Raw genomic sequence first — 23073 nt, 5'->3', positions numbered from 1 at the left:
GCAGGTCGGGACGGTGACGGGCGCAACGCCGCGGCGGACGTAGGCTGCTCGGCATGGACGACCAGCCGGACCTGAAGCCCCGCTCCCGCGACGTCACCGACGGCCTCGAGAGAGCGGCCTCGCGCGGCATGCTCCGCGCGGTCGGCATGGGCGACGACGACTGGGAGAAGCCCCAGATCGGCGTGGCGTCGAGCTGGAACGAGATCACCCCCTGCAACCTCTCGCTCGACCGGCTGGCCAAGGCGGTCAAGAACGGCGTGCACGCCGCCGGCGGCTACCCGCTGGAGTTCGGCACGATCTCGGTCTCCGACGGCATCTCCATGGGCCACGAGGGCATGCACTTCTCGCTGGTCTCCCGCGAGGTCATCGCCGACTCGGTGGAGACCGTGATGATGGCCGAGCGCCTCGACGGCTCGGTGCTGCTGGCCGGCTGCGACAAGTCGCTGCCGGGCATGATGATGGCCGCGGCCCGCCTCGACCTGGCCTCGGTGTTCCTCTACGCCGGCTCGATCATGCCCGGGCAGGTCGACGGCAACGACGTCACGATCATCGACGCCTTCGAGGCCGTCGGCGCCTGCCTGGCCGGCAAGATCACCCGCGAGGAGGTCGACCGCATCGAGCGGGCCATCTGCCCCGGCGAGGGCGCCTGCGGCGGCATGTACACCGCCAACACGATGGCCGCCGTCGGCGAGGCCCTCGGCATGTCGCTACCCGGCTCGGCCGCCCCGCCGGCCGTCGACCGGCGCCGTGACGGCTTCGCCCACCGCTCCGGCGAGGCCGTGGTCGAGATGCTGCGCCGCGGGATCACGGCGCGCCAGATCATGACCATGGAGGCCTTCGAGAACGCCATCACCGTCGTCATGGCCCTCGGCGGCTCCACCAACGCCGTGCTGCACCTGCTGGCCATCGCCCGCGAGGCCGAGGTGCCGCTGACCATCGACGACTTCAACCGCATCGGCGACAAGGTCCCGCACCTGGCCGACCTCAAGCCCTTCGGCCGCTACGTCATGAACGACGTCGACAAGATCGGCGGCATCCCGGTGGTCATGAAGGCGCTGCTCGACGCGGGCCTCATGCACGGCGACTGCCTCACCGTCACCGGCCGGACCATGGCCGAGAACCTCGAGGCCCTCGCACCGCCGGCCCTCGACGACGACGTCATCCGCCGTCTCGACCGCCCGATCCACGCCACCGGCGGGCTCACCATCCTCAAGGGCTCGCTGGCGCCCGAGGGCGCCGTCGTGAAGTCGGCCGGCTTCGACGAGTCGGTCTTCACCGGCACCGCCCGCGTCTTCGACGGCGAGCGCGCCGCCATGGACGCCCTCACCGCCGGGCAGATCACCGCCGGCGACGTGGTCGTCATCCGCTACGAGGGCCCCAAGGGCGGCCCCGGCATGCGCGAGATGCTCGCCATCACCGGCGCCATCAAGGGCGCCGGCCTGGGCAAGGACGTCCTGCTGCTCACCGACGGCCGCTTCTCCGGCGGCACGACCGGCCTCTGCGTCGGCCACGTCGCCCCCGAGGCCGTCGACGGCGGCCCGATCGCCTTCGTGCGCGACGGCGACCGGATCACCCTCGACGTGCTCAACCGCAGCCTCGAGGTCGAGCAGGGCGACGACTGGGAGTCGCGCAAGGAGGGCTGGGCGCCCCGCGAGCCGAAGTACACCCGCGGCGTGCTGGGCAAGTACGCCCGCACCGTCGCCTCCGCCGCGCACGGCGCCGTCACCGGCTGAGCCGCGTGAGCGTCCCGCGACGGGCGCCGAGCGAGCGCCGGGCGCTGCTCGGCGCCCTCGCCGGGCTGGTCGCGCTGGTGCTCGCCGCGGGCCTGGTGACCCACCTGCCGCGGTGGCTCGCGGGTGACGACCCGGCCCCGGTCGCCGAGGGCGTCGGGCGCCCCGGTGCGGGGCCGGGGCCGGGCCCGGGCGGCGGCCGCGGCGACCGGCGTACGCCGGAGCAGGTGCGGGCCGCCAACGCCGCGACGCTGCTGCCCAACGGCACGCGCCGCGTCTTCGGCGCCGACGACTTCCTGGTGGCCTACTACGGCACGGCGCAGACCCCCGCCCTCGGGGTGCTCGGGGAAGGAGCGCCCGAGCAGGTGCGCGAGCGCCTCGACGCCGCGGCGCGGCCCTTCGCCCGCCCCGGCTCGCCCGTGCAGCCGGTCTACGAGCTCATCGTGACCATCGCCGACGCCGGGCCGGGTGACGACGGCGACTACGCCCACGACGTGCCGCGCGCCGAGGTGGAGCGCTGGGTCGCCGCGGCGCGCCGGCACGACGCGCTGCTGCTGCTCGACCTCCAGCCGGGCCGCACCGGCTTCCTCGACACCGCCCGCCGCTGGGAGTGGGCGCTGCGCCAGCCGCACGTCGGGCTCGCCCTCGACCCCGAGTGGCGGATGGGGCGCCGCGAGGTGCCCGGGCGGGTCATCGGCAGCGTCGGCTCCCAGGAGGTCGACCGCACCTCGGCCTGGCTGGCCGGGCTGGTGCGCCGCTGGGAGCTGCCGCAGAAGCTCTACGTGCTCCACCAGTTCCGCACCGACATGGTGCGCGACATTGCGGCCGTCACGTCGCGCCGGGAGCTGGCGACGGTGCAGCACGTCGACGGCTTCGGCGCGCCCCGCGAGAAGCTCGCGACCTACCGCGCGGTCGTGCGTCCGCAGCAGTTCCGTCGCGGCTTCAAGCTCTTCTACGACGAGGACGTCGACCTGATGGGCCCGCGCGAGGTGCACGCGATCCGGCCCGCGGTGAGGTTCGTGAGCTACCAGTGAGCCAGCCGTGAGCCACCCGACGGGCTCGGGCGCCCTCCAGCCCGACCCCGGGCGGGTCACCGGGCGTCGCGGGCACCATCGCCCCGATCTCAACCCAGTGGAAGCCGGCGGGAAGGTGGCGGGGCCCCGACGGTTGGACCAGGAGTGCCTGACGTGACGACCGAGCCCTCTCGCCCGCCCACGACGACGCCGAGCCGGCCCCGTGGCGGTGGCGGTGGCCGGCTGCGCGACCAGCTCCTCGCCCTCGGACCCCACGACGGCGCGCACCGCGTCGCGGCCCGCGCGGGGGTCTCGATCCTCGTGCCGCTGCTCGTGCTGCTGGCCGCGGGTCGTCTCGAGTGGGCGCTCTACGCCACCTTCGGTGCCTTCGCCGCGCTCTACGCCCGCGACCGCGGCGGCGCCGAGCGGCGCCGCATGCAGCTCACGCTCGCGACGCTCCTGGTGCTCGCCGTCGGGCTCGGCACGGTCGTGGCGACGTCCCCGCAGCGCGCCTGGCTGGCCGTGCCGCTCGCGGCCGGTGTGGCCGCACTCGGCTCCACGCTCTCGGACCGCCACGCCTGGCACCCGCCCGGGGCGCTCTTCCTCGTCTTCGCCTTCGGCGCCACCGCCTCGGTGCCCTCCACGGCGAGCGATGTGCCGGTCGCTCTGGGCGTGGCGGCGGCGTCCGCCGCGCTCGCTGTGGTCGTGGGCGGTCTCGGGGCGACGGTGCGCGCCAGGCGGGGCGGGTCGCGCGCCGCTGGTAGGCCCGGCACGGGTGCGCACACGGTGGCGCGTGCGGCGGCGGGTGCGACGGCGGGTGCGACAGGGGGTGCGACGGTGGTCGCGGCCACCCGGGTCGCGCCGACCGACGTACGACGTCACGCGCTGCGGGCCGCCCTCGGCGTGGCGCTGGCCGGTGCGCTCGCCACCGCGACCGGCATCGGCCACCCGTACTGGGCGATGGTCTCGGCCGTGGTGCCGCTCGCCGCGCGCGACCCGCGGGCCCAGGCCGTGCGGGGGCTGCACCGCCTCCTCGGCACGGGCGTCGGTCTGCTGGTCGCCGCGGCCCTGCTCGGCCTCGACCTCGAGGGGCTGGGCCTCGTGCTGGTGGTGGTGGCGCTGCAGGTGACCGCGGAGCTGCTCGTCGGGCGCAACTACGCCCTCGCCCTGGTCGCCATCACGCCGCTGGCGCTGCTGATGGTGCACCTGGCCAGCCCGGTGCCCGTCGGCACCCTGCTGCTCGACCGCGCCGTGGAGACCCTGCTCGGCGTCGCCGTCGGGCTGGCGGTGGGTCGGGCGCTGCGGCGCCGGCCCTGACCCGCGGTCGCCGTCGGTCGCGTGGTTGCTGAAGCGGCGCAATTGCGTGGCGGTGCCGGGGGTCGGGTGGGGGGTTTGCGCGGCTGGTGCTGGCGGTGGGTCGCGTGGGTTGCTGAAGTGGCGCAATTGCGTGGTGGTGCTGGGGGTCGGGTGGGTGGTTTGCGCGGCTGGTGCTGGTGGTGGGTCGCGTGGGTTGCTGAAGTGGCGCAATTGCGCGGTGGTGCTGGGGGTCGGGTGGGTGGTTTGCGCGGCTGGTGCTGGTGGTGGGTCGCGTGGGTTGCTGAACCGGCGCAATTGCGCCGTTGCGCACCGGACCGGGCTGGTGGCTCAGAAGTAGTCGCGCACGTGCAGCGGACGGCCTGCGAGCAGCAGGTCGAGCAGCGCGTCGTGGTGGCCGAGCCCGGTGAGGTGGTCGAGCATGCGCAGGTTGGCGCAGGTCTGCGCGCCCGCGAAGAGGAGGGCCAGTCCCTGCGGCGTGAGGGTCGGTATGTCGACCCCGCCCGGCGCACCGCCCGCGACCGCACCGGTGGCCAGCCGCTCGCAGCGGCCCGGCCCGTCGCCGAGCGTGAGCCGGTAGCGACCGTCGGCGCCGAGCCGGTCGCCGGCCACGGCGAGGTCGATCGCGACACCTGGCCCGGCAGTCCCGGCCCCGCCCCCGGACCCGACCCCGCCCCCGACCCCGGCCCCGACCCCGACCCCGACCCCGGCCCCGGACGCGACCCCGGCCGCGCCCCGCGGGCTCACCCCGTCGGGAAGGGCGAGGCGTCGAGCGGTGAGGGCGCCGGCGACGTCGTGCACGCGCAGCATGTAGGGGTGGTGGGCGGCGGGGTCGGGTGACCAGGTGACGCCGGGCAGGAGGAGCCGCGCGGGGTCGGCGCCGGAGGTGCGCAGCGCGAGGGTGGGGGCGACGGAGGCGGAGCTGGCCAGCACCTGCCACAGCGCGCGGTAGCCGTCGGCGCTGACGGCGAGGAGGTCGTGCACCTCGAGCACGCCGTCGGGGCCATAGCCGCCGTGGCGCGACCAGCTCGCGTAGCCGACCACGCGCCCCGCGGTGTCGACGGCCAGGGTGGTCGCGCCGCGGTCGGCGTGGATCTCGGTGTCGGGCCGGTCGAAGCGCGGGCCGGTGCGGGTCAGCGGACCGTTCTGCGCCGCGGCCCAGGCGGCGTACAGCTCCTGCACCGCGCGCACGTCGCCCACCTCGGCGCGCCGCGTGGTCACGCCCACGGGCGGGCGCACGCGCGACAACGAGGCCGTCGGCAGGGTGACCCGGTCGAGGGCGGCGACCAGCTCCCAGCCCAGCGAGCGGTAGATGCCGGGGGCGGTGGGGTAGAGCGTCGAGAGGACCGCGCCGCGCTCGGCGGCCTGGGCGAGGAGCGGGGCCATGACCGCGGCGAGCAGCCCGCCGGAGCGGTGCTCGGCGGCGACGGCCACACCGGCGATGCCGCAGGTGGCGAGCTCGACCCCGCCCCACCACGACGCCTGCTCGAGCGCGACCACCTTGGCCACGAGCCGGCCGCCGTCGACAGCGCCCCAGCCGTGGCGACCCGGCGGCGGCTCGGCGGGGCGCGTGCGGGGCGGGCTGCCGGCCGGCGGAGCGCCGAAGGCCTCCTCGGCCAGGGCGGCCTCGCCCTCCCAGTCGTCGGGGGTCAGCTCGCGGATCTCCACGACCCCGAACCTAGCCGGGCGCGCCGGGTCGGTGCCGGGCCCGGGGCGGGCGCGCGTGTAGACATGCGCCGTGAGCGACCTCGACCCCGCCCCCCGTGACGCCGCCGACCCGCTGGCCGACCACCGCGACCGCTTCGTCGGCGCGAGCAGCCCGCTGGTCTACCTCGACGGCAACTCCCTGGGCCGTCCCCTCGCCGTCACCGGCGCCCGTCTCGCCGGCTTCGTCGACCACGAGTGGGGCGGGCGGCTGATCCGCGGCTGGGACGAGGACTGGTTCGACCTGCCGCAGCGCGTCGGCGACGACATCGCCCGCACCTGCCTGGGCGCCGCTGCGGGCCAGACCACCATCGGCGACTCCACGACCGTGCTGCTCTACAAGGCGATGCGCGCCGCGGTGGCGCTGCGTCCGGGCCGCGACGAGATCGTGGTCGACCGTGACAACTTCCCCACCGACCGCTACCTCGCCGAGGGCGTGGCCCGCGAGTGCGGGCTGACCCTGCGCTGGGTCGAGGTCGACACCGCGCTCGGGGTGAGCGAGGAGCTGCTGGCCGAGGCGGTGGGGGAGCGTACGGCGCTCGTCGTGCTCAGCCACGTGGCCTACCGCTCGGCGTACCTCGCCGACGGTGCGACGCTGACCCGCCTCGCGCACGACGCGGGCGCGCTCGTGCTGTGGGACCTCAGCCACTCGGTGGGCTCGGTGCCGGTGGAGCTCGACGGCTGGGACGCCGACCTCGCGGTGGGCTGCACCTACAAGTACCTCAACGGCGGCCCCGGGTCGCCGGCCTTCGTCTACGTCGCCGAGCGGCTGCTCGCCGAGATCGAGCAGCCGCTGCAGGGCTGGATCGGTGCGCACGACCCCTTCCTCATGGGCCCGACCTACCGCCCGGCCGACGGCATCCGCCGGATGCTGTCGGGCACGCCGCCGGTGGTCGGCATGCAGCCGGTGCGCGACATGCTCGAGCTGCTCGACCGGGTCGGCATCGCCGCGGTGCGCGAGAAGTCGGTGGGGCTTACCGGCTACGCCCTCGACCTGGCCGACGACCTGCTCGCGCCGCTCGGCGTGGGCGTGGCCACCCCGCGCGACCCCGCCCTGCGCGGCGGCCACGTCACCCTGGTGCACGAGCGGATGCGCGAGGTCACCACCGAGCTGTGGCGCCGCGACGTCATCCCCGACTACCGCGACCCCGGCGGCCTGCGCCTGGGGCTGTCGCCGCTGTCGACGTCGTACGCCGAGATCCGGGCCGGTCTCGAGCAGGTGCGCGACGTGCTCGGGGGGCTGCTCGGCTGAGGTCGCCGCCGTCCGGTCGCGGGAGCTGCGTCATGCCAGCCGTGGCATCGCGTCCTCGCCTCGCGTGACGTCCGGTGACGTCCGGTGAGTACGGCAGCCGCTCCTCCCGCGCTGCGCTCGCCCCGCCCGCAGGGCGCTCGTCGGGCCGCGTGGCAGGGTGAGGCCATGCGCTACCCCACGCCCCTGCGGCCCGGCGACACGATCGGCGTGACCGCTCCCTCCTCGGGGGTGGCGGGCCCGCTGCGCCCGCGCCTCGACGCCGCCGTGGCCTCGCTGCGCGAGCGCGGCTTCGAGGTGGTGCTCGGCGACTGCCTCGACGGCTCGTCGGTCACCTCCGCCCCGCGCGCCCGGCGCGCGGCCGAGCTCGGCGCGATGCTCACCGACCCCGCGATCCGCGCCGTCGTGCCGCCGTGGGGCGGCGAGCTGGCCATCGACCTGCTCGAGGAGCTCGACTGGGCCGCCGTCGAGCGCGCCGAGCCCACCTGGGTGGTCGGGTGGAGCGACCTCGACACCGTGCTGCTGCCGCTCACCACCCGGCTGGGCTGGGCGACCCTGCACGGCTGGAACCTCATGGACACCCCCTACGCCGCCCCCGACGGTCTGCTGCACTGGGTCGACGTCGCCTCCGCCACCGGCCCCCTCACCCAGACGAGCCCGGGCCGCTACCGCGCCGACGGCTGGGACGACTACGTCGCCGAGCCCGGCGTCGACCACATGACCCTGTCCGACGAGGGCGGCTGGTCGCTGCTGGGCGGGGGAGAGGCCTCCTTCTCCGGGCGCCTGGTCGGCGGCTGCCTGGAGGTGCTGAGCCCACTGGCGGGCACGGCGTACGCCGACGTGCGCGGCTTCGGCGAGGCCCACGCCGACGACGGCCTCGTCGTCTACGTCGAGGCCGCCGAGCACGGCGCCTACGACGTCGCCCGCGCGCTGCACGGCCTGCGCCTGGCCGGGTGGTTCGACCACGCCACCGGCATCCTCGTCGGGCGCACCTCCGCCCCCGCCGCCGAGCACCTGACCCAGGCCGAGGCGGTCAAGGACGCCCTCGGGATGCTCGACCTCCCGGTCGTCCTCGACGTGGAGATCGGCCACGTGCAGCCCTTCCTCCCGCTCGTCAACGGCGCCCTCGCCGACGTCGACACCGGCGACCGCACCCTCGTCCAGACCTTCGCCTGAGCGCACGGTCGCCCGCCCCAGACCTCGCTCGCGACCCGCCCCGCCGCCCGCCCGCGACCAGCCGCCCGCCCGCCGCCGCGGGACGTCATACGACGGGTGGATGCGCATCCACGGTGCGCATGACGCTCGCCGCCGGGGGCGCGACCCGCCGGCCCGCCCGCCGGCCCGCCCAGCCGCCCGCCCCGCCGCCTGCTGCGGTACGTCATACGACGGGTGGATGCGCATCCACCTCTCGCATGACGCGCGCACCACCCGACCCGACCCGACCCGACCCGACCCCACCCGCACGAGCCGCCCCGGGCCGACCGGAGCCCCGAGGGTGACCCGGGTGTCGGTGGCGCGGGCGATGCTGAGGGGGTGCCCAGCCTCCCGCCGCCCCCGTCCCTCGCCGACGGCGCGACCCGCGACGACGTCGTCGCGTGGGTCGCGGCCCACCTCGGCGACCTGACCCTCGAGGGCCCCGACGGGGTGCGCGCCGGAGCGCTCACCGGCGGGCAGGGCGCCGCCGACGCCGCGCTCGCGGCCCTCGACATCACCGGCTACGCCCGCACCCGCAGCACGGTGCTGCCCGTGGGGCGCCGCGGCGCGAGCCGGATGTCGCCCTACATCCGCCATGGGCTCACCCCGCTGCCCGCGGTGTGGTCGGCGGTCGGCGACGCCCCCGAGCGCGACCGCCGCAAGTACCGCGACGAGCTGCTGTGGCAGGAGTACGCCCGCCACCTCTACGCCCGCGTCGGGCCCGCCCTGGGCCGTCCGCTGCGTCACGAGCAGCCCGCCGGCCCCCTGCCCGCCGACGGCCGCGACCCCTGGCCGCGCGAGATGGCGTGCATGGACGCCGTGGTCGGTGAGCTCCACGACGACGGATGGCTGGTCAACCAGACCCGCATGTGGCTGGCCTCCCAGTGGGCCGTGCGCGAGGGTGCGGCCTGGCGCGACGGCGAGGACGCGATGTTCGCCCACCTGCTCGACGGCTCGCGCGCCGCCAACCGGCTGGGCTGGCAGTGGACCACCGGCACGGGCAGCGGCAAGCCCTACGGCTTCAGCCGCTGGCAGGTCGAGAAGCGCGCGCCGCAGCTGTGCCGCTCGTGCCCGCTGAAGGCCGCCTGCCCCGTGCAGGACTGGCCCGAGGCCTCCACCGGCGCGCGGGTCGAGGGGCCCGGCGCCCCCGACCTCGGCCCCGGCGACATCCCGGCCGGCCCCGAGTCGGTCGAGGGCGGCGGGGCCGAGGAGGTCTGGCTCACCGCGGAGTCCCTCGGCGACACCGACCCCGCGCTGGCCGCCGACCCCGAGCGGCCCGCGGTGTTCGTCTTCGACGAGCCGCTGCTGCGCGCGCTACGGCTCTCGGGCAAGCGGCTGGTCTTCCTCGCCGAGACCCTGGGCGAGCTCGGCGGGGGCCGCAGGCTCGACGTACGCCGGGGCGACGTGGTCGAGGAGCTGGCCGGTCGCTCGCTCGCGACGACCCACGCGCCGGTGCCCGGCTGGGCGCGCCGGGCCGCGGCGCTGGAGCCGGCGGAGGTGCACCCCTGGCCGTGGCTGGTGCGTCCGCGGCGCGCCTCGGTGCGGTCCTTCTCGTCGTGGCGCAAGGGCGTGCGGGCCTGACCCGACCCGGCCCCGGTCCGGGCGGGTGCCGTCGGAGGCGACCACCTCGTGCGGGACGCCCCCCGGCTCGTCCCCGGCCGCGCCGTGCGAGCCATGGCCCCGGGCGGTGCCCTCTGGCAGGGTCGGCGGATGGACCAGCGACTCAGCTTCGTGACCCTGGCCGCGCGCGACCTCGCCGCGAGCCGACGGTTCTACCTCGACGGTCTCGGCTGGCGCGCCGCCCTCGACGTCGAGGGGGAGGTGCTGATGGTCAAGGTCGCCGACCGCGTCGTGCTCTCCCTGTGGGACCGCCGCGCCTTCGAGGCCGAGGTCGGGCCGCTCGCCGGCGGCCCCGGCCTGGCGCCGCTCACCCTGGCCCACAACGTCGCCACCCGCGAGGAGGTCGACGCCGTGCTCGCCACCGCCCGCGGCGCCGGCGCCGACCCGGTGCACCCTGGGCAGGAGCGCGCCTGGGGCGGCTACACCGGTTACTTCGCCGACCCCGACGGCTACCGTTGGGAGATCGCCTGGAACCCCGGGCCGATCGGGCAGGAGGTCCTCCCATGAGCAGCGACACGACCCAGACCGACACGACCGACGACCAGCAGACCGACCCGGACAAGCAGGTGCTCACCGGCCACGACGTGGCCGAGGCCCTGCTCGAGGAGTGGCGCTTCGTCCTCGGGCGCCTCCACGCGCGCTTCCGCACCGGCGACTTCTCCACCGGCGCCCGCCTGGTCGCCGCGATCGCCGACGCGGCCGACGCGGTCGACCACCACCCCGACGTCGACCTGCGCTACCCCCACGTCGACGTGGTGCTCTCCAGCCACGACGTCGGCGGAATCACCCGCCGCGACCTGCGCCTGGCCGCCACGATCACCGACCTGGCCGGCCAGGTCGGCGCCGAGCCGGCGCCGCACGAGGTGCAGGCCCTCGAGTGGGCCCTCGACACCCCCGACCCGTCGCGCATCAAGCCCTTCTGGGCCGCCGTGCTCGGCCTCGACCCGAGCGCCGGGAAGGACGACGAGGTGCTCGACGGCGACGGCCGCTCGGCGCTGTGGTTCCAGCGCTCCACCGACAGCGCCGCCGACGGGGCCGCCGACGGGGCCACCGACAGTGCCGCCACCGGGTCCGACGGCGGGAACGCCGACCGCGCCGGGACGTCCGGCCAGCGCTTCCACCTCGACGTCACGGTGCCCCCGGAGCTGGCCGAGAAGCGCGTGCGCGTCGCGGTCGAGGCGGGCGGCACCCTCGTCAACGACGGCTACGCCCCGGCCTTCTGGGTGCTCGCCGACGCCGAGGGCAACCACGCCTGCGTCTGCACCTGGCTGGGCCGCGACGGCTCCGCCACCGCCCCGCCCGCCGACGAAGCCTGAGTCCCGCCCGGCCGCCCGCCGGAGGGGCACCCACGAGGCCGGGCAGGCCGCACGACTGCGCAACCGGCGCAATTGCGTGGGCGGGCGGGACGGTGGCGGGGAGCTTTGCGCGGTCGGCGCAGCCGGCGCCGCCGCACGACTGCGCAACCGGCGCAATTGCGTGGGCGGGCGGGACGGTGGCAGGGAGCTTTGCGCGGTCGGCGCAGCCGGCGCCGCCGCACGACTGCGCAACCGGCGCAATTGCGTGGGCGGGCGGGACGGTGGCGGGGAGCTTTGCGCAGTCAGCGCAGCCGGCCCGCCTCCGGACCGCGCAACCGGCGCAATTGCGTGATCGCGCACGCCGCACCCAGCAGCACGCACACCCCGCCAGCCGATCGGCACCCTCCGCCCGACCACGATGTGGGACCGCCGTCCCGCATCGTGGGACGGGGTGGCAGGGTGTGGTGACGGGAGAGAGGCCACGGGCTACCGTGGTCAGCATGCGCCAGGACCTTCTTGTACGCACGCGACGCGTGAGCTGAGACCACCACACCCGGTCGAAGTCCACGTGTCACCCCTCGTCGCCCTCGGGCCGGGGGGCTTTTTTGTGCCTCGCACACCGGAGGCGACCACGAGCGGCACGCCAGATCCAGCACGCAGCACCGGCAGGCGGATCCAGCGCGCAGGTCCAGGCGGCACGGCCCTCCGGGGCCACCTTCCACGAGCCACACACCGGCCCCCCGCGGGCCACACAGGAGCAAGGGGCACAGAGGCATGAGCGAGCAGGTGACGGGTGCGCAGAGCCTGATCAAGTCGCTGGAGGCGGCCGGCGTGACCGACGTCTTCGGCATCCCCGGCGGCGCGATCCTCCCGGCGTACGACCCGCTGATGGACTCCTCCATCCGCCACATCCTGGTGCGCCACGAGCAGGGTGCCGGCCACGCCGCCCAGGGGTACGCCGCCGCGACGGGGCGGGTCGGGGTCTGCATGGCCACGTCGGGCCCGGGCGCGACCAACCTGGTCACGCCGCTCGCCGACGCCCACATGGACTCCGTGCCGCTAGTCGCCGTGACCGGCCAGGTCGGGGCCTCGATGATCGGCACCGACGCCTTCCAGGAGGCCGACATCCGCGGCATCACGATGCCGATCACGAAGCACAACTTCCTGGTCACCGACCCCGCCGAGATCCCGCAGAAGGTCGCCGAGGCCTTCCACATCGCCTCGACCGGTCGCCCCGGACCGGTGCTGGTCGACGTCGCCAAGTCGGCGCTGCAGGCCATGACCGACTACCGCTGGCCCACCGAGCTCCAGCTGCCCGGCTACCGCCCGGTGACCAAGCCGCACGCCAAGCAGATCCGCGAGGCCGCGCGCCTGGCGCTCGAGGCCCGCCGCCCGGTGCTCTACGTCGGCGGCGGCGTCATCCGCGCCCGCGCCCACCGTGAGCTGCGCGTGCTGGCCGAGCTGACCGGCATGCCGGTGGTCACGACCCTGATGGCCCGCGGCGCCTTCCCCGACTCCCACCCCCAGCACCTCGGCATGCCCGGCATGCACGGCACGGTGGCGGCGGTCGCGGCGCTGCAGAAGAGCGACCTCATCATCAGCCTCGGTGCCCGCTTCGACGACCGCGTCACCGGCAACCTCGACTCCTTCGCCCCCGGCGCCAAGGTCGTGCACGCCGACATCGACCCCGCCGAGATCGGCAAGAACCGCCACGCCGACGTCCCGATCGTGGGCGACTGCCGCGAGGTGATCTCCGACCTCGTCGTGGCGCTCACCGCCGAGAGCGACGCCGGCACGACCGGCGACTACGAGCAGTGGGTGCAGTTCCTGGCCGGGGTGAAGCAGAAGTACGCCCTGGGCTACGACCTGCCCACCGACGGCAGCCTCTCGCCGCAGTACGTCATCGAGCGGCTCGGCTCGATCGCCGGGCCCGAGGCCATCTACACCTCCGGCGTCGGCCAGCACCAGATGTGGGCCGCGCAGTTCATCGGCTACGAGCACCCCAACACCTGGCTCAACTCCGGCGGCCTCGGCACCATGGGCTACTCGGTGCCGGCCGCGATGGGCGCCAAGGTCGGCATGCCCGACACCACCGTGTGGTCGATCGATGGCGACGGCTGCTTCCAGATGACCAACCAGGAGCTCGCCACCTGCGCGATCGAGGGCATCCCGATCAAGGTCGCGATCATCAACAACGAGTCGCTCGGCATGGTGCGCCAGTGGCAGACGCTCTTCTACAACGAGCGCTACTCCAACACCAACCTCCAGCGCCACGGCGGCCCGGTGCGCATCCCCGACTTCGTCAAGCTCGCCGACGCCTACGGCTGCGTCGGCCTGTCCTGCGAGGCCCCCGGCGACGTCGACGCCACCATCGAGAAGGCCATGGAGATCAACGACGTGCCCGTCGTGGTGGACTTCCGGGTGCACCGCGACGCCATGGTGTGGCCGATGGTCGCCGCCGGCACCAGCAACGACGACATCAAGTACGCGCGAGACCTCGCGCCCGACTTCGACGAGGACGACCTGTGAGCGCACACGCCGACTCCCGCAGCACCCTGTCGGTGCTGGTGGAGAACAAGCCCGGTGTCCTGGCCCGCATCGCGGGGCTCTTCAGCCGCCGCGGCTTCAACATCGACAGCCTCGCGGTGGGCCCCACCGAGCACCCGGAGATCTCGCGGATGACGATCGTGGTCGACGTCGAGCGCTCCCCGCTGGAGCAGGTCACCAAGCAGCTCAACAAGCTGGTCGAGGTGATCAAGATCGTCGAGCTCGACCAGGGCGCCTCGGTCAACCGCGAGCTGGTGCTGGTCAAGGTCGCCGCCACCGCGGAGACCCGCGGCCAGGTGCTCGACACCGTGCAGCTGTTCCGCGCCAAGGTCATCGACGTGGCCCCCGACGCCCTCACCGTGCAGATCACCGGCAACGCCGGCAAGATCGCCGACTTCCTGCGCGTGCTGGAGCCCTTCGGGATCCGCGAGCTCGTGCAGTCCGGCATGGTCGCCATCGGCCGCGGCTCCCGCTCCATCTCCGAGCGCAGCCTGCGCCCGGTCGCCACCCCCGCTCCGCCCGCCGCGGTCTGACCCGGCGCCCCCGACGCACCTCCACTGAAACCAACCCGAAGGAGAAGCCCCCGTGGCTGAGATGTTCTACGACGACGACGCCGACCTGTCCCTGATCCAGGGCAAGAGCGTGGCGGTCATCGGCTACGGCAGCCAGGGCCACGCCCACTCGCTGTCGCTGCGCGACTCCGGCGTCGACGTCCGCATCGGCCTGCAGCCGGGCTCGAAGAGCCGGGCCAAGGCCGAGGCCGAGGGCCTGCGCGTGCTCACCCCCGCCGAGGCCGCGGAGGAGGCCGACGTCATCGTCATCCTCGCCCCCGACCAGCACCAGCGGAAGCTCTACGCCGAGGAGATCGCCCCGGCGCTCACCGAGGGCGACACCCTCGTCTTCGGCCACGGCTTCAACATCCGCTTCGGCTACATCACCCCGCCCGAGGGCGTCGACGTCTTCATGGTCGCCCCCAAGGGCCCCGGCCACCTCGTGCGCCGCGAGTACGTCGACGGCCGCGGCGTGCCCGTGCTCGTCGCCGTCGAGAAGGACGCCTCGGGCTCGGCGTGGGACCTCGCGCTGTCCTACGCCAAGGCCATCGGCGGCCTGCGTGCCGGCGGCATCAAGACCACCTTCACCGAGGAGACCGAGACCGACCTCTTCGGCGAGCAGGCCGTGCTGTGCGGCGGCGCCTCGCAGCTGGTGCAGTACGGCTTCGAGGTGCTCACCGAGGCCGGCTACCAGCCCGAGGTGGCCTACTTCGAGTGCCTCCACGAGCTCAAGCTCATCGTCGACCTGATGTACGAGGGCGGCATCGCCAAGCAGCGCTGGTCGGTCTCCGACACCGCCGAGTTCGGCGACTACGTCTCCGGCCCCCGGGTCATCACGCCCGAGGTGAAGAAGAACATGGAGGACGTGCTCGCCGACATCAAGAACGGCGCCTTCGCCGAGCGCTTCATCACCGACATGGACAACGGCTCGCCGGAGTTCACCGAGTTCCGCAAGAAGGGCGAGGCGCACCCGATCGAGTCCACCGGCCGCGAGCTGCGCAAGCTGATGGCCTGGGTCAAGAGCCACGACTCCGACTACGTCGAGGGCACCTCCGCCCGCTGACCCGGCGGTCCCTCCCGGGACCGCTCCCGCAGCACCCGCCGAGCCGGCGCCCCACCCGGGGCGCCGGCTCGTGGCGTACGGCCGCCCGTGACGTGACGCGGCGCGCCCCGCGCGCGGAATGCCCCGTGCCCCGGGGCCGTTGGGGCAGGCATGCAGATCGAGATCTGGTCAGACGTCGTGTGCCCGTGGTGCTACGTCGGCAAGCGCCGGCTGGAGTCGGCGCTGGCCGACTTCGAGCACGCCGACGAGGTCGAGGTGGTCTACCGCTCCTTCGAGCTCGACCCCTCCGCGCCGCACCACGGCCACGAGAAGACCCTGCCGCAGCTGGCGCGCAAGTACGGCCGCCCGGAGGACGAGATGCGACAGATGGTCGCCTCGCTGGTCGAGACCGGCGCCGAGGAGGGCCTGGAGCTGCGGCTCTTCGACACCGTGCACACCAACACCGTCGACGCCCACCGGCTGCTGCACCACGCCCTCGCCGTCGGTGGGCCCGCGCAGCAGCGCGCGCTCAAGGAGGAGCTGCTCGCGGCGTACTTCAGCCGGGCCGAGGACGTCGGCGACCACGACGTGCTGGTGGCCGCGGCCCGGGCCGCCGGACTCGAGGAGGGGCCGGCCCGCGAGGTCCTCGCCGGGCAGGCCCACGCCGAGCAGGTCGCCGCCGACGTCGAGCAGGCCCGGGCCTACGGCGCCACCGGCGTGCCGTTCTTCGTCGTCGACCGGCGCTACGGCATCTCCGGCGCCCAGCCGGCCGACGTCTTCGCCCAGGTTCTGCGCACCGCCTGGACCGAGGCCCACCCGCCGCTGCAGGTCGTGGGCGCGGGCGAGGCGGGGGAGGCCTGCGGGCCCGACGGGTGCGCGCTCTGACCCACACGTCGGGCGCCGGCCGGCGCCGGCCGGCGCCGGCCGGCGCTGTCCGGCGACGGGCCCCGCCCACCCGTCCCGGTGGACGGGTGTGGCCCCGACGGTGTGACGGCGGTTACGGTCGGCGGGTGACCCGACGCTCGCCGCTGCGCGCCCTCGCCGCCCTGCTCGCCACGACCGCCCTGGGGGCCGCGCTCGCCGGTGGGCCGCCCGCAGCGGCGGCCGACCCCGGCCCGTCGGCGACGGCGGCCACGGGGGCGACGGCGGCGGCGCGGGAGAGCGGTGTCGGGCCGCGGCTGACGTCGTTCCCGGCCGCGCTGCTGCTGAGCAACCTGCTGCCCGACCTCGACCCGCCCGGCGCCAACGACTGGACCTGCCGTCCCAGCGCCGCCCACCCGCGCCCGGTCGTGCTGGTCCACGGCACGGTCGAGAACCGCTACGACAACTGGGCGCAGATGGCCCCCGACCTCGCCGCGGCCGGCTACTGCGTCTTCGCCCTCGACTACGGCAGCTACACCCGCACGCCTTACCGGGGCCTCTCGGACATCGCCGCGTCGGCCCAGGAGCTCTCGGCGTACGTCGACCGGGTGCTGGCCGCCACCGGTGCGGCCGAGGTCGACCTGGTCGGGCACTCGCAGGGCGGGATGATGCCGCGCTACTACCTGCGCTTCCTCGGCGGCGCCGACGAGGTCGACCAGCTCATCGGACTGTCGTCGAGCAACTACGGCACGACCTTCTTCGGCGTGCTCCCGCTGGTCGCCGCGCTCCCCGGCGGCGAGGGGCTCGTCGGCCTGGCGGCGCCCGCGATCCCGCAGCAGCGGCAGGGCTCGGACTTCCTGGCCCGGCTCAACCAGGGCGGCGACACGGTGCCGGGCGTGCGCTACACCGTCATCCAGACCCTCTTCGACAACGTCGTGACGCCCTACCGCAACGCCTTCCTCAAGGACCCCGGCGTCACCAACATCCTGCTCCAGTCGCGCTGCCCGCTCGACCAGAGCGACCACCTCAGCATCAGCTACTCGCCCAACGTCGTGCGGCTGGTCAAGAACCGGCTCGACCCCTCCACGGCCCGCTCCCTCTGCGTCTACTCCCCGCCGCTGCTCTGAGGCGCCCCCGCCAGGTCGACGACCCGGTCCACGCCGACGTCGTCGAGGAACGCCGGGTCGTGGCTCACCACCACCAGCGCCCCCCGGAAGGCGCCCAGCGCGCTCACGAGGGCGTCGTAGGCGGCCAGGTCGAGGTTGTTGGTGGGCTCGTCGAGCAGCAGCAGCCGCGGCGCCGGGTCGGCCAGCAGCAGGGCCGCCAGGGTCGCGCGGAAGCGCTCCCCGCCGGAGAGCACCCCCACCGGGCGCCCGGCGGCGTCGCCGCGGAAGCCGAAGCGCGCCAGCCGCGCCCGTGCCTCGTGCGGGTCGGCGCCCGGTGAGCGGTCGAGCACCCCGTCGAGCACCGTGCGGGCGGGGTCGAGCACGTCGAGGCGCTGCGGCAGCAGCGCCGTCGGCACGTACGTCGACACCGCGCCGGCGGCGGGCGGCAGCAGCCCGGCCACGGTGTGCAGCAGGGTGGTCTTGCCGGCTCCGTTGGGCCCCACCACCGCGACCCGGTCGGGGCCGTGCACGGCGAGGTCGACCGCGGCGCCGGTGCGCAGCACCAGCCCGGCGGTGTCGAGCACGCGCCGCCCCCGCGGGACCTCGGTGGCGGGCAGGTCGACCCTGACCGCGGTGTCGTCGTGGACCCGGCGCTCGGCCTCCTCGAGCCGAGCACGGGCGTCCTCGAGGCGCCCCTCGTGGACCGCGCGGTAGCCCGCGGCCGAGCGCTCCGATCGGTTCTGCTGGTAGTCGATCTCGGCGCGTCCCATGCCACCGGCACGGGCGGCGCGCGCGCCCTGGCGCCGGCGCTGGGCGATCACGCGCTCGGCCTCGACCCGGTCGGCCCGCTGGCGGCGCAGCTCCGAGCGGGCCGAGGCGACGGCGGCCGCGGCGGCCTCCTGCTCGGCGCGCAGCTGCGCGGCGTAGGCCGACCATCCGCCGCCGTACCACCGCACCCGCCCCGCGCGGAGGTCGCCGACGCGGTCGACCTGCTCGAGCAGCGCGCGGTCGTGGCTGACCACGACCAGGGTCCGGGTCCACGACGCCAGCACCTCGCCGAGACGTCGCCGCGCGGCGGCGTCGAGGTTGTTGGTGGGCTCGTCGAGCAGCAGCACGTCGGGTCGGCGCAGCAGCAGCCGCGCCAGCCCGAGCCGCACCACCTCGCCGCCCGAGAGCTCGCCGAGGCGGCGCCCGAGCACCCCGGCGGGCAGCCCGAGGCGGTCGAGCTCGGCCTCGGCGCGGTCGGGCAGGTCCCAGTCGTCGCCGATCTCGGTCACCAGCCGGGTCGCCCGCTCGTCGGTGGCCCCGGCCTCCAGCTCGCGCAGCGCGCGCCGCACCGACCCGACGCCGAGCACGTCGGCGACGGCCGCGCCGACGTCGAGGGTGAGGTCCTGCGGCAGCAGCCCGACCTCCCCGCGCACCGCGACGTGACCGGAGGTGGGCGTCAGCTCACCGGCCACCAGCCGCAGCAGGGTGGACTTGCCCGAGCCGTTGGCCCCGACCAGGCCGGAGCGGCCGGGGGGCACCGCGAGGTCGAGGGGCACCTCGCCCCCAAGGGCGGGGGTGCCGTCGGGCCAGGTGTGGACGACCCCCGCCAGCCGGATCGCGGGCGCCGGGTCCGGCGGCGGGGAGAGAGGACGAGGGGTGGGTGCGGGCACGGGGCCTCCTGAGGACGTGACGGATCGCGGGCGAGCGGGGCTCGCCGACGCGGGGACGTGGGCCTCAGAGGAGCAACCGGACCTGCCGTGGGGGAGGGGATGGGGCGGGTCCACGGTAGGTCGCCGCGGTGGCGCGGTGCCACCGCTTTCCCGTCGCCCGCGGCCGGTAGGGTGCCTGCCGCACAGCGTCGTGCACCGTCCCGTCCCCGCCGTCGTCCCGCGACCGCGCCGCGCACCGCCCCGGCGGCCCGCGTCCCTCGCGGCCACGCGACGGGGAGCCCCGTCGAGGACCAGCGAGGTCACCGCTCGTGAGCAAGCCCGTCGTCCTGATCTGCGAGCCGCTGAGCCCGGCCACCCTCGAGGCCCTGGGCCCCGACGTCGAGGTCCGCACCTGCGACGGCACCGACCGCGCCCGCCTGCTCCGCGAGGTCGCCGACGCCTCCGCGCTCGTCGTGCGCTCCGCGACGCGGGTCGACGCCGAGGTCCTGGCGGCCGCGCCCCGCCTGCGGGTCGTCGCCCGGGCCGGGGTAGCCCTCGACACCATCGACGTGCGCGCCGCCACCCACGCGGGCGTGGTCGTCGTCAACGCGCCCACCTCCAACGCGGTCTCGGTGGCCGAGCTGGCCGTGGGCCTGCTGCTGGCCGCCGCCCGGTGCGTCGTACCGGCCCAGGAGGCGCTGCGGGAGGGCCGGTGGGAGCGGGAGAGCTTCACCGGCACCGAGCTCTACGACAAGACCGTCGGCGTGGTGGGGCTGGGCCGCATCGGCGTGCTCGTCGCGCAGCGCCTCGCGGCCTTCGGCATGAAGGTGCTGGCCTACGACCCCTACGTCCAGCCCGGCCGCGCCGCCCAGGTCGGCGTGCGCCTGGTCGACCTCGCCACCCTGCTGCGCGACTCCGACGTCGTCTCGGTGCACCTGCCCCGCACCCCCGAGACCATGGGGCTGATCGGGGAGGCCGAGCTGCGGCTGGTGCGGCCCTCAGTCATCGTCGTCAACGCCGCGCGCAGCGGCGTCGTCGACGAGGCCGCGCTCCACGACGCCCTCGTCGAGGGAAGGGTGGCCGCCGCGGCCCTCGACGTCTTCGAGCACGAGCCGGCCACGGCCAGCCCGCTGCTGGGGCTGCCGGGCGTCGTGGCCACACCGCACCTCGGCGCCTCCACCCACGAGGCCCAGGAGAAGGCGGGGCTGGCGGTCGCCCTGTCGGTGCGCCTGGCGCTTGCCGGCGAGCTGGTGCCCGACGCCGTCAACGTGCAGGGCGGCGTCATCGCCCACGACGTGCGCCCCGGCATCCCGCTGACCGAGCGGCTGGGCCGGATCTTCAGCGCGCTGGCCGGCGAGGCCGCCGCCAGCCTCGACGTGGAGGTGCGCGGCGAGATCACCGACCACGACGTCACCGTGCTCGAGCTCGCCGCCCTCAAGGGCGTGCTGACCGACATCGCCGAGGAGACCGTCTCCTACGTCAACGCCCCGCTGCTGGCCGCCGAGCGCGGCACCGCCGTGCGCCTCGTGGTCGACCCCGAGAGCCCCGACCACCGCAACCTCGTCACCCTGCGCGGCACCCTCGCGGGCGGCGCCACGGTCTCGGTCAGCGGCACCCTGGTCGGCATCGGCCAGCGCGAGCGGCTCGTGGAGGTCAACGGCTACGCCCTCGACATCGAGCCCACCGACCACCTGGCCTTCCTCACCTACGCCGACCGCCCCGGCGTCGTCGGCACCGTCGGGCGGGTGCTCGGCGACGCGGGCGTCAACATCGGCGGCATGCAGGTCTCCCGCGACGCCCCCGGGGGCCTGGCCCTCGTCGCCCTCTCGGTCGACTCCGCCGTGCCCGCCGACGTGCTCGCCGCCATGGGGCGCGCCATCGACGCGGTCTCCGTGCGCGCCGTCGACCTCACCTGAGGACGCCCGGGCGAGGTGGGCCTCAGGCGACGGTGACGCGGTCGCGGGCGGTGTGGGAGCGGCCGCGGCCGCGGGCCACGACGTCCCAGGCCTCGGCCAGGCGGGCCACGGCGTCGTCGAGCTCGGCGGCCGGGCGCGACCAGGGCAGCCGCACGAAGCGGTCGAGGCCGCCGTCGGCGGCGAAGACCGGGCCGGGCGCGACGAGCACGCCGCGTCGCTCGGCCTCGTCGGCCAGGGCGCTGGCCCGCGCCGCCGGCAGCTCGCACCACAGCGCCAGCCCACCGCCGGGCAGGCGGAAGCGCCACCCGGGCAGGCGCGAGCGCACCGACGCCGCGAGCGCGTCGCGCTGCGTGCGCAGCCGGGTGACGTGCTCGGGCAGCACCGGCCCTCCGGCCAGCAGCCGCGTCAGCACCAGCTGCTCCATCACCGGGGAGCCGAGGTCGAGCACGAGGCGGGCCTGGGTGAGGGCCTCCACGCGGTGGTGAGGTGCCCTGATCCAGCCCAGCCGCAACCCGCCCCAGAAGGACTTGCTGGCGCTGCCGAGCGTGATCGTGTCGGGGGAGTGCAGGGCGAAGGGTGCGGGCATCGCGTGCCCGTCGAGGGCCAGGGCCTGGTGGGCCTCGTCGACCACCGCGACCGTGCCCGCGGCGCGCAGGTGGGAGGCGTAGCGCTCGCGCTCCTCGTCGGCCATGAGCAGGCCGGTGGGGTTCTGGAAGTCGGGCACGAGGTAGGCCAGGGCCGGGCGGCTGCGCCGCAGGGTGCTCGCGACGGCGTCGAGGTCCCACCCGTCGGGGTCCACCGGGCAGGGCACCAGCCGGGCGCCGGCGTTGCGGATGGCGCCGGTCGCGTTGGGGTAGACCGGCGACTCCACCAGCACCCGTGAGCCCGGCCCGGCGAAGGCCCGGGCCACGATCGCGGCCGCGGAGAGCGCACCCGGGGTGACCAGCACCTGCGCGGGGTCGGTGGGCAGGCCCCGTGCGGCGTACGACGCGGCGATCGCGGCCTGGAGCGCCGGCATGCCGGCCGGGAAGTAGCCGTGACCGCCGAGGTGGGCCGGCAGCAGTGCCGCGGCCTCGGCGAAGGCGGCGGCCAGGCCCGGCGGCGCGCTGGCCGCGGCGCAGTTGAGGTCGAGGGCCTCGGCGTCGTCGGGGCCGGGCAGCAGGGCGCGGTCGTGGGCCCGGCCGCGCCCGCCCGGCAGCCGGGCGAAGGTGCCGGCGCCCTGCCGGGCCTCGGCGAAGCCGGTCTCGCGCAGCGCGGCGTAGGCGCGGGTGACGGTGGTGCGCGAGACGGCCAGCGCCTCGGTGAGGTCGCGCTCGCTGGGCAGCCGGGTGCCGTAGCCGATGCGGCCGTCGCCGATGAGCAGGGTGAGGGCGTCGGCGAGGCCGAGGTAGGCCGGGGAGCGGTCGAAGCCGCCCACGAGCGCGGCCAGGCGCGAGGCCGACACGGTCGTGGCGCTCAGCGGCAGCGGGCCCGGGTCGGGGCGCCGCGCACCGGTCGCGCTGTGGGCCGCGCTGCGGACGGAGGTGGCCTGGGTCATGCAGACCACTGTCCCACGATTGGCTATTTGTCCACAGGCCAATCGGGCGCAGGCTGGGGTGGTGCCCACGACCACCGCCCCGCGATGCCCCCGACCCGCCCTGGCCGACCTCGGACCCGTCGCCCAGCTGCGGGCGGGGCGCCTGGGCCGCCGGCTGCCCCAGCTCGCCGTCGGCCTCGTGCTCTACGGCGTGTCGCTGGCCATGATGGTCCGCGGCGACCTGGGTCTGGCCCCCTGGGACGTGCTGCACTCGGGGCTGGCGGGCCTGGTGCCGCTCACCCTCGGCCAGGTGATCGTGGCGGTGAGCTTCCTGCTGCTGCTCGCCTGGGTGCCGCTGCGCGAGGTGCCGGGCCTGGCCACCGTCGCCAACGCCGTCGTGGTGGGCCTCTCCGCCGACGCCACGCTGGCCCTGCTCGAGGCGCCGCACGGCTGGGCCGCCCGCGCCGCCCTCATGGTCGGCGGCGTCCTGCTGTGCGGCTTCGCCAGCGCGCTCTACATCGGCGCCCAGCTGGGTCGGGGTCCCCGCGACGGGCTGATGACCGGGCTGAGCCGCCGCACGGGGCTGTCGCTGCGGCTGGTGCGCACCGGGCTCGAGGTGAGCGTCGTGCTGCTCGGCCTGGCCCTCGGCGGGGTGCTCGGGCTCGGCACGGTGCTCTACGCGCTCGCGATCGGCCCGCTGACCCAGGCGATGCTGCCGTCCCTCACGGTCGACCTGCGCCTCGACCCCGCCCGCGGACCCGCCGCAGGCGGCTCCTGA

Annotated in this window: 18 protein-coding genes; 15 read left to right on the top strand and 3 right to left on the bottom strand. The window is 75.7% G+C overall.

Translation table 11 applies throughout. The features are described from left to right. Positions 1 to 53: 53 nt before the first annotated feature. The 3 genes from ilvD to M3673_RS03470 all read left to right on the top strand — a co-directional run bounded on the left by ilvD (position 54) and on the right by M3673_RS03470 (position 4060). Positions 54 to 1733 (top strand): dihydroxy-acid dehydratase, encoded by a 1680-nt coding sequence (ilvD, locus tag M3673_RS03480; protein ID WP_056862300.1) that lies wholly within the window; start codon positions 54 to 56, stop codon positions 1731 to 1733. A 5-nt stretch (positions 1734 to 1738) separates the two neighbouring features. Next, positions 1739 to 2764, top strand: coding sequence for a hypothetical protein (locus M3673_RS03475; RefSeq protein WP_251531605.1), 1026 nt, complete (start codon positions 1739 to 1741; stop codon positions 2762 to 2764). Between the two features lie 153 nt (positions 2765 to 2917). After that, entirely contained in the window at positions 2918 to 4060 is a 1143-nt protein-coding gene (locus tag M3673_RS03470; protein ID WP_251531603.1) for an FUSC family protein, read from the top strand. A 327-nt stretch (positions 4061 to 4387) separates the two neighbouring features. On the opposite strand, the gene eis is transcribed toward M3673_RS03470, so the two are convergent. Then, complete coding sequence (gene eis, locus M3673_RS03465) at positions 4388 to 5725, bottom strand: enhanced intracellular survival protein Eis (RefSeq protein WP_251531595.1); 1338 nt, start codon at positions 5723 to 5725, stop codon at positions 4388 to 4390. 70 nt (positions 5726 to 5795) lie between these two features. Between eis and M3673_RS03460 the strand changes: the two genes are divergently transcribed. From M3673_RS03460 to M3673_RS03415, 10 genes are all read left to right on the top strand, one after another. Further along, the gene (locus M3673_RS03460) at positions 5796 to 7013 is read left to right on the top strand and encodes an aminotransferase class V-fold PLP-dependent enzyme (RefSeq protein ID WP_251531593.1); all 1218 of its coding nucleotides are present in this window, start codon (positions 5796 to 5798) and stop codon (positions 7011 to 7013) included. A 165-nt stretch (positions 7014 to 7178) separates the two neighbouring features. Further along, positions 7179 to 8186 carry a S66 peptidase family protein gene (locus M3673_RS03455; RefSeq protein ID WP_251531591.1) on the top strand — a complete coding sequence of 336 codons (1008 nt, stop codon included), beginning with the start codon at positions 7179 to 7181 and terminating at the stop codon, positions 8184 to 8186. A gap of 357 nt (positions 8187 to 8543) precedes the next feature. After that, on the top strand, positions 8544 to 9785 hold the full coding sequence (locus M3673_RS03450; RefSeq protein WP_251531589.1) for an FAD-binding domain-containing protein: 1242 nt from the start codon (positions 8544 to 8546) through the stop codon (positions 9783 to 9785). Positions 9786 to 9914: 129 nt separating this feature from the next. Beyond that, on the top strand, positions 9915 to 10331 hold the full coding sequence (locus tag M3673_RS03445) for a VOC family protein (protein WP_251531586.1): 417 nt from the start codon (positions 9915 to 9917) through the stop codon (positions 10329 to 10331). Further along, entirely contained in the window at positions 10328 to 11140 is an 813-nt protein-coding gene (locus tag M3673_RS03440) for a 4a-hydroxytetrahydrobiopterin dehydratase (protein ID WP_251531584.1), read from the top strand. The genes M3673_RS03445 and M3673_RS03440 overlap by 4 nt, the downstream gene beginning before the upstream one ends. A 753-nt stretch (positions 11141 to 11893) precedes the next feature. Further along, positions 11894 to 13648, top strand: coding sequence for an acetolactate synthase large subunit (locus M3673_RS03435; RefSeq protein WP_056904648.1), 1755 nt, complete (start codon positions 11894 to 11896; stop codon positions 13646 to 13648). Continuing rightward, positions 13645 to 14199: an acetolactate synthase small subunit gene (gene ilvN / locus M3673_RS03430; protein WP_056862306.1), complete on the top strand. Its 555-nt coding sequence runs from the start codon at positions 13645 to 13647 to the stop codon at positions 14197 to 14199. Before M3673_RS03435 ends, ilvN begins: the two co-directional genes overlap by 4 nt. 52 nt (positions 14200 to 14251) lie before the next feature. Further along, the gene (ilvC, locus tag M3673_RS03425; RefSeq protein ID WP_308196087.1) at positions 14252 to 15280 is read left to right on the top strand and encodes a ketol-acid reductoisomerase; all 1029 of its coding nucleotides are present in this window, start codon (positions 14252 to 14254) and stop codon (positions 15278 to 15280) included. Between the two features lie 150 nt (positions 15281 to 15430). Then, positions 15431 to 16144 (top strand): DsbA family oxidoreductase, encoded by a 714-nt coding sequence (locus M3673_RS03420; protein ID WP_251531582.1) that lies wholly within the window; start codon positions 15431 to 15433, stop codon positions 16142 to 16144. Positions 16145 to 16269: 125 nt separating this feature from the next. After that, positions 16270 to 17247, top strand: coding sequence for a triacylglycerol lipase (locus M3673_RS03415; RefSeq protein ID WP_251531573.1), 978 nt, complete (start codon positions 16270 to 16272; stop codon positions 17245 to 17247). Here M3673_RS03415 and M3673_RS03410 read toward each other — a convergent pair. Continuing rightward, a complete protein-coding gene (locus tag M3673_RS03410) occupies positions 17226 to 18884 on the bottom strand; it encodes an ABC-F family ATP-binding cassette domain-containing protein (protein ID WP_251531564.1) in 1659 nt (552 codons plus the stop codon). The two genes, M3673_RS03415 and M3673_RS03410, sit on opposite strands and share 22 nt — an antisense overlap. 308 nt (positions 18885 to 19192) lie before the next feature. Between M3673_RS03410 and serA the strand changes: the two genes are divergently transcribed. Then, the gene (gene serA, locus M3673_RS03405) at positions 19193 to 20779 is read left to right on the top strand and encodes a phosphoglycerate dehydrogenase (RefSeq protein WP_251531562.1); all 1587 of its coding nucleotides are present in this window, start codon (positions 19193 to 19195) and stop codon (positions 20777 to 20779) included. Positions 20780 to 20801: 22 nt separating this feature from the next. Here the strand turns inward: serA and M3673_RS03400 are convergent, their stop codons facing one another. After that, on the bottom strand, positions 20802 to 22316 hold the full coding sequence (locus M3673_RS03400; protein WP_251531560.1) for a PLP-dependent aminotransferase family protein: 1515 nt from the start codon (positions 22314 to 22316) through the stop codon (positions 20802 to 20804). Between the two features lie 61 nt (positions 22317 to 22377). On the opposite strand from M3673_RS03400, the gene M3673_RS03395 reads away from it, so the two are divergent. Beyond that, positions 22378 to 23073: a hypothetical protein gene (locus tag M3673_RS03395; protein WP_251531558.1), complete on the top strand. Its 696-nt coding sequence runs from the start codon at positions 22378 to 22380 to the stop codon at positions 23071 to 23073.

Source organism: Nocardioides sp. P86 (assembly GCF_023712465.1).
GTDB classification, from domain to species: domain Bacteria; phylum Actinomycetota; class Actinomycetes; order Propionibacteriales; family Nocardioidaceae; genus Nocardioides; species Nocardioides kribbensis.
This window is presented reverse-complemented; position numbering and strand designations above follow the sequence as displayed.

Coding starts and splice junctions, on each gene's coding strand:
- M3673_RS03445 (WP_251531586.1), top strand. CDS start 9,915: ATGGACCAGCGACTCAGCTTCGTGACCCTGGCCGCGCGCGACCTCGCC.
- M3673_RS03400 (WP_251531560.1), bottom strand. CDS start 22,316: ATGACCCAGGCCACCTCCGTCCGCAGCGCGGCCCACAGCGCGACCGGT.
- M3673_RS03435 (WP_056904648.1), top strand. CDS start 11,894: ATGAGCGAGCAGGTGACGGGTGCGCAGAGCCTGATCAAGTCGCTGGAG.
- M3673_RS03420 (WP_251531582.1), top strand. CDS start 15,431: ATGCAGATCGAGATCTGGTCAGACGTCGTGTGCCCGTGGTGCTACGTC.
- ilvD (WP_056862300.1), top strand. CDS start 54: ATGGACGACCAGCCGGACCTGAAGCCCCGCTCCCGCGACGTCACCGAC.
- M3673_RS03440 (WP_251531584.1), top strand. CDS start 10,328: ATGAGCAGCGACACGACCCAGACCGACACGACCGACGACCAGCAGACC.
- M3673_RS03455 (WP_251531591.1), top strand. CDS start 7,179: ATGCGCTACCCCACGCCCCTGCGGCCCGGCGACACGATCGGCGTGACC.